Source organism: Sulfitobacter sp. TMED3 (genome assembly GCF_002167505.1).
Taxonomy (GTDB): Bacteria; Pseudomonadota; Alphaproteobacteria; order Rhodobacterales; family Rhodobacteraceae; genus Sulfitobacter; species Sulfitobacter pontiacus.
In genome coordinates, this window is the sequence record NZ_NHBI01000015.1 from 1 (window position 1) to 14,476 (window position 14,476).

Below are 14,476 nucleotides of genomic sequence, written 5' to 3' on the forward strand. Positions count from 1 at the left end.
AGAATAACATGGCATCTGGTGTAAAACCCCGCGTCAAAGTCCCCAAGTCAGCAGCGGCTGGCGAAACCATCACGATCAAGACCCTGATCAGCCACAAGATGGAATCCGGCCAGCGCAAGGACGGGGACGGCAACACGATCCCGCGGTCGATCATCAACCGTTTCACCTGCGATTTTAACGGCGAGAATGTGATCGATGTCGCGCTGGAGCCCGCGATCTCGACCAACCCGTATTTCGAATTCGACGCTACCGTGCCCGAAGCGGGGACATTCACCTTCACGTGGTATGACGATGACGGCGATGTCTACGAGGAAACCAAAGACATCGCGATCGGCTAAGCGTCTGCATCCTTGGGAGGAACAGGAATGAGCAATTTCACAAAAGGTCTGGGCGCGTGCCTTGCTGCGGCGTTGATGTCGACGGGGGCCTTCGCCGATCCCGCGGATGATACGCTGGTGATCAACGGAGAGATCGACATCGTGACCCGCACTGAAGCCCCCGCGCATATGGCGGACTCGTTGGACGAGGTTATGTCGGGCTGGCTTTTCCGCGGTGCCGAGACCCGCGCGATGCAGGCCGATGATTTCGACAACGCGGGCATGATTTTTGTGGAACAGGCCGAAGATGTCTGGAACACCGCCGACGGGTCAGAGGGGAAGTCCTGCGCGGATTGTCACGGGGCCTCGGCCGAGATGGCAGGCGTGCGTCCGGTCTATCCGAAGTATGTCGAATCCGCGGGCGAGGTGCGCACGCTGGAAATGCAGATCAACGATTGCCGCGAGAACCGCATGGGGGCGGAAAAGTGGAAATACACTGGCGGCGACATGGTGAACATGACGGCGCTGATCGCCTCTGTCTCGCGAGGGATGCCGGTGAACATCGCCATCGACGGTCCGGCACAATCCACATGGGAGCAGGGCAAAGAGATCTACTATACCCGTTTNGGCCAGCTTGAACTGTCCTGNGCCAATTGCCACGANGACAATTATGGCAACATGATCCGTGCCGACCACCTGAGCCANGGCCAGATCAACGGNTTCCCGACNTACCGTCTGAAAAACACCAAGCTGAANGCGGTGCAGGCCCGTTTCAAAGGCTGTGTTCGCGACACCCGTGCCGAGACCTTTGCCCCCGGCAGCCCCGAGTTTGTCGCACTAGAACTTTACGTCGGCTCGCGCGGGAACGGGCTGTCGGTCGAAGGGCCATCTGTCCGGAACTGACCTGAAAAGACCCGTCTCGCCGATGCGAGGCGGGTCTTTCCATCACATTGTTATTCAAATATGCGCATATGAATTGCGCGTCGAAAAGGCCAACCTATGATCTCTCGTCGTGATTTCCTTCAGGCCAGCATGGCTGCAACGGCTTTGTATGGTGCGTCGTCCTTTGGCAACTGGGGCAAGCTNGCCGCGCAGCAGGCGTTGACGCAGGACAAATTGCTTGAATTCGACACCTTCGGNAANGTCAGCCTGATCCATGTGACCGACATNCACGCGCAGTTGAAACCGATCTATTTCCGCGAACCTTCGGTCAACATCGGTGTGGGCGAGAACCGCGGGAAGGTGCCGCATCTGACCGGCGCGGATTTCCGCAAGCTTTACGGGATCGCGGACGGCAGCCCCTCGGCNTATGCGCTGACCTATAACGATTTTTCGGCGCTGGCGCAGGGCTATGGCAAGATGGGCGGTCTGGACCGTGTGGCGAGTGTGATCAACCAGATCCGCGCGGACCGGCCNGATGCGCTGCTGCTGGATGGCGGCGACACCTGGCACGGCAGCTACACCTGCTACCACACGCAAGGTCAGGANATGGTCAACGTGATGAANGCGCTCAAGCCTGACGCGATGACCTTTCACTGGGAATTCACGCTCGGCTCTGACCGCGTGGCAGAGATCGTCGAGGGGCTGCCCTTTGCCGCCCTGGGGCAGAACATCTTTGACGCCGAATGGGACGAACCGACAGAGCTTTTCCCGCCCTACAAGTTCTACGAGACAGGCGGCGTTAAAGTCGCGGTGATCGGGCAGGCTTTCCCCTATATGCCGATNGCCAACCCCGGCTGGATGTTCCCCGAATACTCGTTCGGTATCCGCGACGAGCGTATGCAGGAAATGGTGGACGAGGTCCGCGCCAAAGGGGCCGAACTGGTCGTCTGCCTGAGCCACAACGGCTTTGATGTGGACAANCAGATGGCGGGCGTGGTGACGGGGATCGACGTGATCCTGTCGGGTCACACCCATGACGCGCTGCCCGAGCCTGTGCTGGTGGGCGAGACGATCATCGTCGCCTCGGGGTCGAACGGCAAATTCGTCAGCCGCGTCGATCTGGACGTGCGCAACGGGCGCATGATGGGGTTCCGACANAAGCTGATCCCGATCTTNTCNGACGTNATTGCGCCTGATCCGNCGATGACCGCGCTGATCGACGNACANCGCGCGCCATACCTTGACCAGCTGACAGAGGTGATCGGCACCACCGCCGAAGACACGCTGCTGTACCGGCGCGGCAATTTCAACGGCANCTGGGATGACCTGATCTGCGACGCGCTGCTGTCCGAGCGCGAGGCNGATATCGCGCTGAGCCCCGGTGTGCGGTGGGGGCCGTCGATCCTGCCGGGGCAGGACATCACGCGCGAGGATATCTGGAACGTNACCTCNATGACCTACCCCGAAGCCTACCGGACCGAGATGACNGGTGAATTCCTGCATGTCGTGCTGGAAGANGTGGCCGACAACCTGTTCAACCCCAATCCCTATTACCAGCAGGGCGGTGACATGGTGCGCACAGGCGGGCTGGGCTACCGCATTGACGTGACCCAGCCGCAAGGCAGCCGCATCACTGAANTGACCTTGCTGAAAACCGGGGAACGTATCGATCCGGCCAANACGTATCAGGTTGCAGGCTGGGCCAGCGTGAACGAAGGCACCGAGGGCCCCGCGATCTGGGACGTGGTCGAAAGCCACATCCGCAAGCAGGGCAGCGTGTCGCTGGACCCCAACACCAGCGTCATCGTCAAGGGCGCGTAACAGGGCAGCATGAAAGCCAAGGCCATGGCACCACGGGAAGACAGCGAACAGACGGGCCTTCTTGCGTGGCGCGCCGACTGCTGGACGAGGGGCGATGGCGGCCCGTAGCGCTGCCGCGCACTCGCCCGTCCCTTGATCGTTGAGCNGCAACCCTGGGCGCAGGGCTTGGGCGATGGGGTNGATGTCACGCCCTACGGTCTGCCGATCCGGTTTGAGCAGGACGTGGTGCGGCGCAATGTGCCTTGGCTGACGGCGGATACCATCAGTTCGATCAACTTCACCCCGATCCACGCGCTGGACGGTACGATCACCCCGCAGGGCTGCGCCTTTGAGCGGCATCACTCGGGCGCGATCGAACTGTCGAANCAGGATTACCGCCTGATGGTGAACGGNNTGGTNGACCGNCCGCTGGTGTTCACCTACGCCGATCTGGAGCGTTTCCCGCGCGAAAATCATGTGTATTTCTGCGAATGTGCGGCCAATTCGGGTATGGAATGGGCGGGCGCGCAGTTGAACGGGGCACAGTTCACCCATGGCATGATCCACAATATGGAATACACCGGCGTGCCCCTGCGGTTGCTGCTAGAGGAAGCCGGCTATGACCCTGCGGGCAAATGGGTCTATGTCGAGGGCGCCGATGCGTCGTCGAACGGGCGGTCGATCCCGATGGAGAAGGCGCTCGACGATGTGCTTGTCGCNTTCAANGCGAATGGCGAGGCGCTGCGCAAGGAACANGGCTACCCCGTGCGGCTNGTCGTGCCGGGGTGGGAGGGCAACCTCTGGGTCAAATGGCTCCGCCGGATAGAGGTCACGGACGCGCCCGTCGANAGCCGCGAGGAAACGTCGAAATACACCGATACGCTGGCCGATGGCACCNGCCGCAAATGGACGTGGGCGATGGANGCAAAATCCGTCATCACCGCACCAAGCCCGCAAGCGCCGGTGCCCCATGGGGCGGGGCCTTTGGTGATCACCGGGCTGGCATGGTCAGGGCGCGGTGCGATCACCCGCGTGGATGTGTCGACGGATGGTGGNGCAAGNTGGCAAACCGCGCGACTGGCCCAAAAGNGCACGCCGATGNCGCTCANCCGCTTTTANCTCGANGTGCAGTGGGACGGCACAGAGATGNTGCTGCAATCNCGNGCGATGGATGNCACGGGCTATGTCCAGCCGACGAAAACGCAACTGCGCNCGGTGCGGGGGCTGAACTCTGTCTACCANAACAACGGCATCCANACATGGTGGCTGCACGCGGACGGGAGCGTTGAAAATGTCGAAGTTTCTTAACACCATTGCNGCNTGNGTCATCGCCACGGNCACGGCTTTGCCCNTGGCGGCGGCCCCCTNCGGTCTGGGCCGCGCCGCGCTGCCGGAAGAGATCGCNGCCTGGGATGTGGACGTGNTGCCCGATGGGCGCGGTCTGCCCGAGGGGCAGGGCGATGTGCTGACGGGCGAAGCGATNTTTACCGANAAATGCGCCGCCTGCCACGGGGACTTTGCCGAAGGCCGCGGGAACTGGCCTGCGCTGGCGGGCGGGCAGGACACGCTGGCGGATGCCGATCCGGTCAAGACGGTCGGGTCCTATTGGCCGCATNTGTCNACAAGCTTNGANTATATCCNCCGATNNATGCCCTATGGCGATGCGGGAACGCTGACGGCGGATGAGGCCTATGCCATCGTGGCGTATATCCTGTATTCCAACGATCTGGTGGCAGAGGAATTTACCCTGTCCAAANANAACTTCGCCNCGGTCCGGATGCCNAATGCNGACGGTTTCCTNCGCGATGATCGCGACACTANGGAATTGCCGNGCTGGCAGGTTGCGCCGTGTATGGAGGACTGCAAGGAAAGCGTGAANGTNACCATGCGCGCGCTGTCGCTGGATGTGACACCCAAGGACGCCGCCCCCGCGACTGTGCCGCAAGAAACGCCCGTTGCNNATGTCGAGCAAGTGTCAGAGCCTGCTGCCGACCCCGCCTTGCTCGCCGATGGAGAGTTGGTGTTCCGCAAATGCAAAGCCTGCCATCAGCTNGGCAAACGCGCCAAAAACCGCGCGGGCCCGGTCCTGAACGGGATCGTCGGTGCGCCTGCCGGTGGGGTCGAGGGGTTCAAATACTCGCGCGCCCTGATGGCGCAGGCAGAGGATGGNCTNATCTGGACACCCNAGACGCTGGACGCCTTTCTGNCATCACCGCGNAGCTTCATGAAGGGCACCAAGATGGGGTTTTCCGGCTTGAAAAGCGATGCCGAGATCAAGGCGGTGATCGCNTATCTCAACAGCTTTCCGGCCCCGTGACGNNGCGCATGATTGGCGACGNGCGGCNAGGGTGNTAGGATAGGCCCGCGCCCGTTTGTGAAAGGACAAGGATGANACCGTTACAGATTGCNGCAGCACTTTGCCTTTGTGCCGCGCCGCTCGCCGCTCAGGATCAGGCCGTGACCTATGCCTACGACGGTAGCTTTGACGATGCGACCTTCGCGGTCGAGAACGCGATTGTCGGCAAGGGGCTGGTGATCGACCACGTCAGCCACACGGGCGAGATGCTGGCCCGTACCGCCAGCGACGTCGGCAGCGATGTCGAGATCTTTCGCGCGGCAGACGTGTTTCTGTTCTGCTCTGCCGTGATGTCGCGCAAGGTGATGGAGGCGGACCCGATGAACATCGCCCATTGCCCCTACAGCATATTTGTCACCGACATCGATGGCGAGGTTTCTGTCGGGTATCCGACCTACCCCGACGGCCCCATGCAAGAGGTGCAGGCCCTGCTGGACGAGATCACGCAAAGCGCGCTGGACGGGTTTTGAATGCCCCCGGTGTTGCGTAGAAAAGGCGGCAGGCACAGGACGCTTTGTCGCGGCGGCTATGGCGGGCNGNCAGCACAATCCGCTTCNTTNANNAANAATTCCATAGTATGAATNTGTTCGACTCGACGGNCGGGGCGCAGCCTTCAGATGTCGGGCGAAAAAAGCGCAAACGGAGCAGGTGACCATGACTGAATACCCCGTGAATATGGANGTCATCCCCNACGTCTCGGGCCACTTTGATCCGGTGACCAATACGATCAGCTATATCGTGCGGGANCCGAACTCCAACGCCTGTGCGATCATCGATTCCGTGATGGATATCGACTATGCCGCCGGACGGATCACCTATGACCACGCGGACAAGCTCATCGCCGAGGTCGAAGCGCAGGGGCTCGCGCTGGAGTGGNTCATCGAGACNCACGTCCATGCCGACCACCTGTCNGCCGCNCCCTATATCCAGCAAAAGCTGGGCGGCAAGATCGGCGTCGGAGAGCAGATCATGACCGTGCAGGACACTTTTGGGAAAGTGTTCAACGAGGGGACGGAATTCCAGCGCGACGGGTCGCAGTTCGACGCCTTGTTCAAGGATGGCGANCGCTACCGCGTCGGNGGCATGGAATGTTTTGCTATCTACACCCCCGGTCACACGCCCGCNTGCATGGTGCATGTCATGGGCAACGCNGCCTTCACGGGCGATACGCTGTTCATGCCCGACGGCGGCTCTGCNCGCGCGGATTTCCCNGGNGGCGACGCCGGAGAGCTGTATGACAGCATCCAGAAGGTCTTGTCCCTGCCNGACGACATGCGNCTGTTNATGTGCCACGACTACGGGCCCAATGGGCGCGATATCCAGTGGGAAACCACCGTGGGCGAAGAGAAGGCGCATAACATCCATGTGGGCGGCGGCAAAACGCGCGAGGAATTCATCNCCTTTCGCACCGAACGCGACGCGCAGCTNTCGATGCCGAANCTGATCATCCCGTCGCTTCAGGTCAACATGCGCGCCGGGCATATGCCGCGTGACAANGACGGGAACCTGATGCTCAAGGTGCCGGTGAACGGGTTGTAATCAGGTGCGTATCNCTGCCGCTGCCCGCCGCTATCTGCCTGTCCTCGATTGGGGGCGCGACTATGACAAGGCGGCCTTGTCCAATGATCTGATCGCGGCGGTGATCGTNACGATNATGTTGATCCCGCAATCGCTGGCCTATGCGCTGCTGGCNGGGCTGCCGCCCGAAGCGGGGCTCTATGCATCGATCGCACCGATCCTGCTTTATGCCGTCTTTGGCACCAGCCGCGCGTTGGCGGTGGGGCCGGTGGCGGTGGTGTCGCTGATGACCGCGGCCGCCTTGGGCAATATCGCCGATCAGGGNACGATGGGCTATGCCGTCGCCGCGCTGACGCTGGCCTTGCTGTCTGGGGTGATGCTGCTGGTGATGGGNGTGTTCAAGCTGGGGTTTCTGGCGAATTTCCTGTCCCACCCCGTGATCTCGGGCTTTATCACCGCCTCTGGTGTGATCATCGCCGCCAGCCAGATCAAGCATATTCTGGGTATTGATGCCTCTGGCGGCAATCTGGCAGAGCTGCTGATGTCGATCTGGGCCAATCTGGGCACGGTGAACNGGACGACGGTGGTGATTGGTGTGTCCGCGACGCTGTTTCTGTTCTGGGTGCGCAAGGGGCTGAAACCTTTCCTGCGCGCGCGNGGCGTTGGCCCACGGGCGGCGGATGTGGCGACCAAGGCGGGGCCCGTGGCGGCGGTGGTTGTCACCACATTGGCGGTCTGGGCNTTNGATCTTGCGGGGCAGGGCGTCAAGATCGTGGGTGCCGTGCCGCAAAGCCTGCCGCCGCTGACCCTGCCGGACCTGTCGTTCGATCTGATGGGCAGCCTGCTGCTGCCGGCCTTTCTGATCTCTGTCATCGGGTTTGTTGAATCCATCTCTGTCGCGCAAACGCTTGCCGCGAAACGGCGTCAGCGGATCAATCCGGATCAAGAGCTGATTGGTCTGGGGGCGGCCAATATCGGCGCGGCCTTTACGGGGGGCTATCCGGTCACGGGCGGGTTTGCGCGGTCTGTGGTGAACTTTGACGCAGGNGCGCAGACACCGGCGGCGGGGGCCTATACCGCNGTGGGGCTGGCCGTNGCNGCACTGGCGCTGACGCCGCTGGTCTTCTTTCTGCCGCAAGCGACCNTGGCCGCGACGATCATCGTGGCCGTGCTGACNNTGGTGGATTTCTCGATCCTGAAAAAGGCATGGGGCTATTCCAAATCNGANTTCGCTGCCGTGCTGTCGACCATGTTGATCACCTTGGGCAGCGGGGTCGAACTGGGGGTGACCTGCGGGGTGGTGCTGTCGATCTTTCTGCATCTCTATAAAACCACCAAACCGCATATTGCCGAAGTCGGGCTGGTNCCGGGCACCGAANACTTCCGCAATATCAACCGCCATGAGGTCGAGACCTGCCCAACGGTGNTGACCCTGCGCATCGACGAAAGCCTGTATTTCGCCAACGCGCGGTTCCTGGAGGATTGCATCTACGACCGGCTGGCGGGCAATACCTGTCTGCGCCATGTCGTGCTGATGTGCTCTGCCATCAACGAGATCGACTTTAGCGCGCTGGAATCGCTTGAAGCGATCAACGCGCGGCTGCGCGATATGGGGATCAAACTGCACCTGTCCGAGGTCAAAGGGCCTGTCATGGACCGTCTGAAAAAGCAGCATTTCATCTCGGATTTGACAGGCNGCGTGTTCCTGTCCCAGCATGCAGCCTATGTCGCCTTGGGAAAAGCTGCCGCATAGTCACCCATCGTTTGCAAGTTTCTGTTTGATCGTTACAACTGCTGTCAGGGGCTGCGGAACGGCGTTCCGCAGCGGGGAGAGAACTATTTCAGGACAGTGATATGATACCGATCAATCCGCCGGCACCGGCGACGACACCCACGAAAACCATCGTCGAGGTCGTGCGCGACAACGCCAAAGCACATCCGGAAAAACCTGCGCTGGTCTGTGACGGGCAAACCGTCAGCTGGGGGGCATTCGACCAGCGCATCAACAAGATCGCCAATCTGCTGCTGTCGATGGGGGTGAGCAAGGGCGACAACATCGCGATCATCTCGCCCAATTCCATTCCTTATGCAGANCTGTTTATGGGCATCCTGCGGGCAGGGGCCTGCGTGACGCCGCTGTCGACGATGGCCTCGCCCGATGCGCTGCAAAAGATGCTGACCGACTGCGGCGCNCGCGCGATCTTTGTCGCGGCGCAATANCTTGAACTGGTCGATGGCTTTATCGCCGATCTGNATCTGGCGCGCTTTGCCATTGATTTCGACCATCCCGCGTTTCAGCCTTATGGCGCNGCGGTTGACGGTGCTTCGGACTCCGACCCCGAAATCCAGATCGAGATGTCGGATGCGTTCAACCTGATCTATTCCTCGGGCACGACCGGCACGCCCAAGGGCATCTTGCACAATCACTGGATGCGGTCGGCGCAGATGGACCGCGTGTCGCCCAACGGNTANGACGATAACGCCCGCACGCTGCTGTCGACGCCGCTNTATTCCAACACAACGATCGTGTCCTTCCTGCCNACGCTCTATGGCGGCTCGACCGTCTATCTGATGCCGAAGTTCGACGCCCGCGGGTACCTCGAGATCGTGCAGCGTGAAAAGATCACCCACACGATGCTNGTGCCTGTGCAATACAAACGCATCATGGACGTGNCTGACTTTGACNNNTTTGANCTNTCNTCGATGCAGGTGAAATTCTCCACCTCCGCGCCGCTGCGGGCCGAGGTCAAGGCGGATGTGCTGGCGCGCTTCCCCGGCAAGCTGCTGGANTACTATGGTCTGACCGAAGGCGGCGGGGTCACGGTACTGAATTCTGCCGAACATCCCGACAAGCTGCACACGGTGGGCCAGCCTGCGCCGGGCAATGAAATCCGCCTGATTGACGAGACCGGTGCAGAGGTTCCCAAGGGCACNGTGGGCGAAATTTGCGGCCGCGGGCCGACGATGATGGCGGGGTATTTCGGGCGCGATGACCTGACCGCTGACTACATCTGGCGCGACGCAGCGGGCAACGTNTTCTTCCGCTCGGGCGATATGGGNCGTTTNGACGAGGACGGCTTTTTGATCCTGTCGGACCGCAAGAAAGATATGATTATCTCGGGCGGGTTGAACATCTATGCCGACGATCTTGANCTGGTGCTGCTGGCNGACCCCGATGTGANNGATGCCGCCGTGATCGGCGTGCCCTCTGACGCTTGGGGCGANACGCCNTACGGGTTGGTGGTGCTGCGCGAGGGGGCGACGCGTTCGGGCGANGATATCTGCGCTGACGCCAANGCCAAGCTGGGTAAAAGCCAGCGTCTGTCGGCGGTGGAACTGCGCGANGAGCTGCCGCGCAGCTCTATCGGGAAGATCCTCAAGAAAGAATTGCGCGCGCCCTTNTGGGCGGCGGTNTCTGCGTGAACAAGGAANATGACATGAGCNACCAAGACGATACAGACCAGATGAANGGNGCCGATAGCCTTGTGCANACGCTGCTNGATAGTGGGCTTGATACCTGTTTCACCAATCCCGGCACGTCGGAAATGCACTTTGTTGCCGCGCTGGACCACGTGCCCGGCATGCGGTCGATCCTNGTCCTGCAAGAGGGCGTGGCGACGGGGGCGGCGGATGGGTACTACCGTATGNCCGGCAAGCCCGCCTGCACCCTGTTGCACCTTGGGCCNGGGCTCGCCAACGGNTTGTCGAACCTGCACAACGCGAAAAAGGCAGGCTCGGGCGTGGTGAATATTGTCGGCGAACATGCGGTCACGCATATCGAGCTGGACGCGCCGCTGACCTCTGACATCGAAGGNATCGCGCGGCCCGTGTCCCATTGGGTGCANACNTCCATGTCGGCGGCGGATGTGGGCGCGGATGCGGCCCGTGCGGTGCAGGCGGCAAATGTGGCACCGGGGCAGGTGGCGACGCTGATGCTGCCCAGTGACACCGCCTGGAACGAAGGCGGCGCNGTCGCGCCCGCGCTGANAGCCTGCNNANCGCCNTGCCTTTGACGAGGCNGNNTTNGAGGAAGCCGTCGCCGCGNTGTCCGGNCCCGACAGCCTGCTGCTGTTGGGCGGTGCCGCGNTNAGNGCNGAGATGCTTGAGATTGCGGGNCGGATCGCGGCCAAGACGGGCTGCAAACTGCTAAGCGAATGGGCCAATGCGCGGCAGGAACGCGGGGCAGGGCGTGTNGTGGTCNACCGCGTGCCCTATCCCATCGATCAGGCGCTAGAGACGCTGGCCCCGTTCAAGCGCATCGTTCTGCTGGGCGCACGCGCACCCATCGGCTTTTTCGCCTATCCGAACAAGCCCGCGATCCTGACCGCCGAGGGCACGCAGATCACCAACCTCTGCACCACCGCNCAGGATATCGCGGGGGCGCTGGAGGCGCTGTGCNGCGGNGTNGGNGCGGCGGACACTCCACCCGCCCATGTGGCCGAAGCCGCNACCNCCGACAAACCCAGCGGCCCGTTGGAGCCGGGCGGCATCGCGCAAGCCCTAGCGCGCACCATCCCCGAGGATGCGATTATCATCGACGAGGCGATCACCACAGGCCGCGCGTTCTTCCCCGCAACNGCAGGGGCCCCGAAGCACACTTGGGTGAANAACTGCGGCGGGTCCATCGGCTATGGCATGCCCGTGGCGATCGGGGCGGCCGTGGCCTGCCCTGACCGCAAGGTGATGGCGCTGATCGGGGATGGCAGCGCCATGTACACGGTGCAGGCGCTTTGGACGATGGCGCGCGAGGGGCTGGACATCACCATCGTGATCTTCGCCAACCGCGTCTACAAGATCCTGCGCGGCGAGCTGACCAATGTCGGCGTCAGCAATGCGGGCCCCAAGGCGATGGATATGCTGTCGNTNGACCAGCCGACGCTTGAATTTGCACAGATGGCAAAGTCGATGGGGGTAGAGGCAACACAGGTCACAGATTGCAAAGCGCTTGAGCTCGCGATCGAGACAGGGTTGGCGCATAAAGGCCCGTATCTGATCGAAGCGGTGATGTAGCGCCTGCGCCAACCACCCTATAGAAAAAGGCCCCCGATCAGCACTGATCGGGGGCCTTTTTCTATNTCAGTCATCCGCGTCTGTTAGCGGTCTGCACCACCGTCGCCGTCGGCATCATCGCTGTCCGGCACATCGTCTGCCTCGATCGGCTTGGACACGGTTTTGGTCNGCGGCAGGCCTNNATCCTGCGCGGNGGGGCCTTCGATCTTGAACGGCTGGGTGGTGCCGTCCTTGTTCTCGCCCAGCCAGATNGTCTGCTGCGGGAAGGGGATCTCGATCCCNCGCTCGTCAAAGACCGTCTTGAGNTAACCGTTGTACATACGCCCGATGCCCCATTGCTTGCCGGGATCGGTCTTGATCCGCACNCGCAGCACCACGGCGCTGTCACCAAGGGANTGNACNCCGAACCATTCCAGCTCTCCCATGATGCTATTNGCGATCTCTGGCTCGTTCTCCATCATGCGGTCNAAGGCGTCGAACATGGCCTGCTTGGCCTCTTCGACATTCTCGCGNTANGCGATGCCCATGTCACAGACNGTGTAGGNNAAGCCGCGCATATAGTTGCTGACCACATCCACGGTAGAGAAGGGGATCATGTGGAACACCCCTTGCACATCGCGCAGGGACACAGAGCGCACCGACAGCTTTTCGACGGTGCCAGTGGTGCCGCCCACGGTGATCACATCGCCCACGTTGATGACGTTCTCGAATTGGATGAACACGCCGGTGATGATGTCTTGCACCATCTTCTGCGCGCCGAAACCAATCGCCAGACCCAAGACCCCGGCAGAAGCGAGCANTGGCCCGATATCCAGCCCGATCTCGCTCAGCACGAACATCAGCGTGAGGATGATCAGCGNAATGGTCGCCGCATTGCGCAGCAAGGTGAGCAGGGTGGTTTCCCGCGAGGTTGGCACAGCCCCGTATTCGGGGTTCAGCTTGTAGTCGACAAAGGATGTCAGCGCGAGCCAGATGGCGAAGGCCACCGTCAGGATCAACCCGACAGAGATCAGCGCCTTGGTCATTGCCAGCCCGACCTGCCCCTCAAGCCAGCTGCGCATGTCGATCGTGCCGATCACGTCCAGCGTNAAGAACAGCACGCAGACCAGNAGNAACAGCCGCAAGGCGCTGAAGGCGCGGGGGACAAAGGTGTTGATGCGACGTTCCAGCAGCGGCANCTTGGCGTTCACGTCCTCGGGCAGTGAAATGCCGCGGTGCACGGCCTGTGCCAACCANCCNGACAGCAGGGCGGCGATGATGATCGCGGCAAGGATCTTGCCCGACCCGACAATCGCGTTCAGCGTGACCTCGGCGGGCTGGGTCATGACCACGATGAACATCACCGCGATATAGGCCAGNGCGAACCAGTGCCAGATGCCTGCCAACCCGTGCAGCGTGCGCGCGATAAAGCCGCGNCGCGCCTCTGCGATGGTGGCGGGGTCGACGCCCTCGGCGGCTTGCGCCTCGCTGGGGTCNGCCTCGCTTTGCAGCCAGCGGGTGACGGCCTTGCGACGGCGCAGCACGATGTAGACAAAATACAGCAGTACAAGGACCGATAGAAGAGCCGACACGCCAGCGCCCGCGGCCGTGTTGACGCTTTGGTTGACGATTGGCACGACCAGCAGTTGCCCGTANCCCAGAACACTGACCACGATGCTCAGATAGCGCGTCAGCGCCGCGGCGGCCTTGTCACCGACGGGCACCAGACGCAGACCCGACGCAACGGGCGACAGGAACGACCGGATGACGACTTTGGTCATTTCGACCAGCAGGAAGGCGTTCAGATACATCGANTGGCGGATGCCGATCTGCCCGACTTCGCCAACGGCGAGGATGGTGATCAGATAACCAGCGGCCCATGCCACAACAACGATAAAGGCGTCCAGCAGGTTCGACCCCAGAAACAGCCCGATAGAGCGGAAGAGGCCCACATGNTCNGCCGTGCGCCCCATGCGCGCATACAGCCCCCGCGCAAGGTAGCGCAGCACCACAAAGAGCGCGACGGTGATCGCAATGACCGCAAGCAGNCCGGGGATCGCTTCCAGCAATACGGTCAGTTCCGCACCGCTGAGGCCAGAGAAGACCTTGCCGCCGCGTTGGAACCCGTTCCAGAAAGAGGTGAGCGTATTAACCGTGTCTTGGCCGATCTGCTGGGTGATCAGGGCGATTTGCCGCCCGACCGATACGCCTTCGGCATCCGCGGCGGCGGTGATGGTTTCAATCGCGGGGTTTTCATCACCCGCGGGGTCGCCCGAGGCATCCAGCGACTTTTCAAGGTCGGCGATCAGCGCCGCGCGNGCGTTATCGTCCTTAAGCACTTCAAGCAGGGTATCCAGCGGTGCCTTCGCCNCTGCCTCGGGTGTCGTTTCGGTTGTTTCCGTGTNGGAAGANCCGCCACCGGTGAANAGCGATTGCGCCTGCGCCGCGAAGGGGGCAAGCGTCAGGAAGAGTGCCACCACAAGCCCCGTCAGTACGTAGAGCCACCCTTGGGTTGGCATCGCGATCTTTCCGGTTTTTGACATGGGGGCCTCTTTCAACACACTAANTTACACTACGAGATAGGGGAACATTCCCTATTTCCACTGTTTTTCGC

Annotated in this window: 9 protein-coding genes and 2 pseudogenes; 10 read left to right on the forward strand and 1 reads right to left on the reverse strand. The window is 61.7% G+C overall.

Annotated elements, in window-relative coordinates; genetic code table 11:
* The first annotated feature begins 8 nt into the window (after positions 1-8).
* From soxZ to CBB63_RS16395, 10 genes and pseudogenes are all read left to right on the forward strand, one after another.
* A complete protein-coding gene (soxZ, locus tag CBB63_RS04600; protein ID WP_009826258.1) occupies positions 9-338 on the forward strand; it encodes a thiosulfate oxidation carrier complex protein SoxZ in 330 nt (109 codons plus the stop codon).
* 27 nt (positions 339-365) lie between these two features.
* Positions 366-1,220, forward strand: a complete 855-nt coding sequence (gene soxA, locus CBB63_RS04605; RefSeq protein ID WP_286698310.1) for a sulfur oxidation c-type cytochrome SoxA — start codon at positions 366-368, stop codon at positions 1,218-1,220.
* A 96-nt stretch (positions 1,221-1,316) separates the two neighbouring features.
* Positions 1,317-3,020: a thiosulfohydrolase SoxB gene (soxB, locus tag CBB63_RS04610; RefSeq protein ID WP_286698311.1), complete on the forward strand. Its 1,704-nt coding sequence runs from the start codon at positions 1,317-1,319 to the stop codon at positions 3,018-3,020.
* 94 nt (positions 3,021-3,114) lie between these two features.
* A pseudogene (soxC, locus tag CBB63_RS04615) lies at positions 3,115-4,307 on the forward strand (sulfite dehydrogenase).
* Positions 4,291-5,316 carry a c-type cytochrome gene (locus CBB63_RS04620; protein WP_286698312.1) on the forward strand — a complete coding sequence of 342 codons (1,026 nt, stop codon included), beginning with the start codon at positions 4,291-4,293 and terminating at the stop codon, positions 5,314-5,316. Before soxC ends, CBB63_RS04620 begins: the two are co-directional and overlap by 17 nt.
* Positions 5,317-5,387: 71 nt before the next feature.
* Positions 5,388-5,825, forward strand: coding sequence for a DUF302 domain-containing protein (locus CBB63_RS04625; RefSeq protein ID WP_286698313.1), 438 nt, complete (start codon positions 5,388-5,390; stop codon positions 5,823-5,825).
* A gap of 184 nt (positions 5,826-6,009) precedes the next feature.
* Complete coding sequence (locus tag CBB63_RS04630) at positions 6,010-6,894, forward strand: MBL fold metallo-hydrolase (RefSeq protein WP_286698314.1); 885 nt, start codon at positions 6,010-6,012, stop codon at positions 6,892-6,894.
* A gap of 4 nt (positions 6,895-6,898) precedes the next feature.
* Positions 6,899-8,626, forward strand: a complete 1,728-nt coding sequence (locus CBB63_RS04635; RefSeq protein WP_286698315.1) for a SulP family inorganic anion transporter — start codon at positions 6,899-6,901, stop codon at positions 8,624-8,626.
* Between the two features lie 101 nt (positions 8,627-8,727).
* Positions 8,728-10,296, forward strand: coding sequence for a class I adenylate-forming enzyme family protein (locus CBB63_RS04640; protein WP_286698316.1), 1,569 nt, complete (start codon positions 8,728-8,730; stop codon positions 10,294-10,296).
* Positions 10,293-11,883, forward strand: a pseudogene (locus CBB63_RS16395) (acetolactate synthase large subunit). Before CBB63_RS04640 ends, CBB63_RS16395 begins: the two are co-directional and overlap by 4 nt.
* An 83-nt stretch (positions 11,884-11,966) precedes the next feature.
* On the opposite strand, the gene CBB63_RS04655 reads toward CBB63_RS16395, so the two are convergent.
* A complete protein-coding gene (locus CBB63_RS04655; protein WP_286698318.1) occupies positions 11,967-14,405 on the reverse strand; it encodes a mechanosensitive ion channel domain-containing protein in 2,439 nt (812 codons plus the stop codon).
* Positions 14,406-14,476 lie beyond the last annotated feature (71 nt).

Excerpts from the sequence above, each read along its gene's own strand:
- soxZ (WP_009826258.1), top strand. The coding sequence starts at position 9 with ATGGCATCTGGTGTAAAACCCCGCGTCAAAGTCCCCAAGTCAGCAGCG.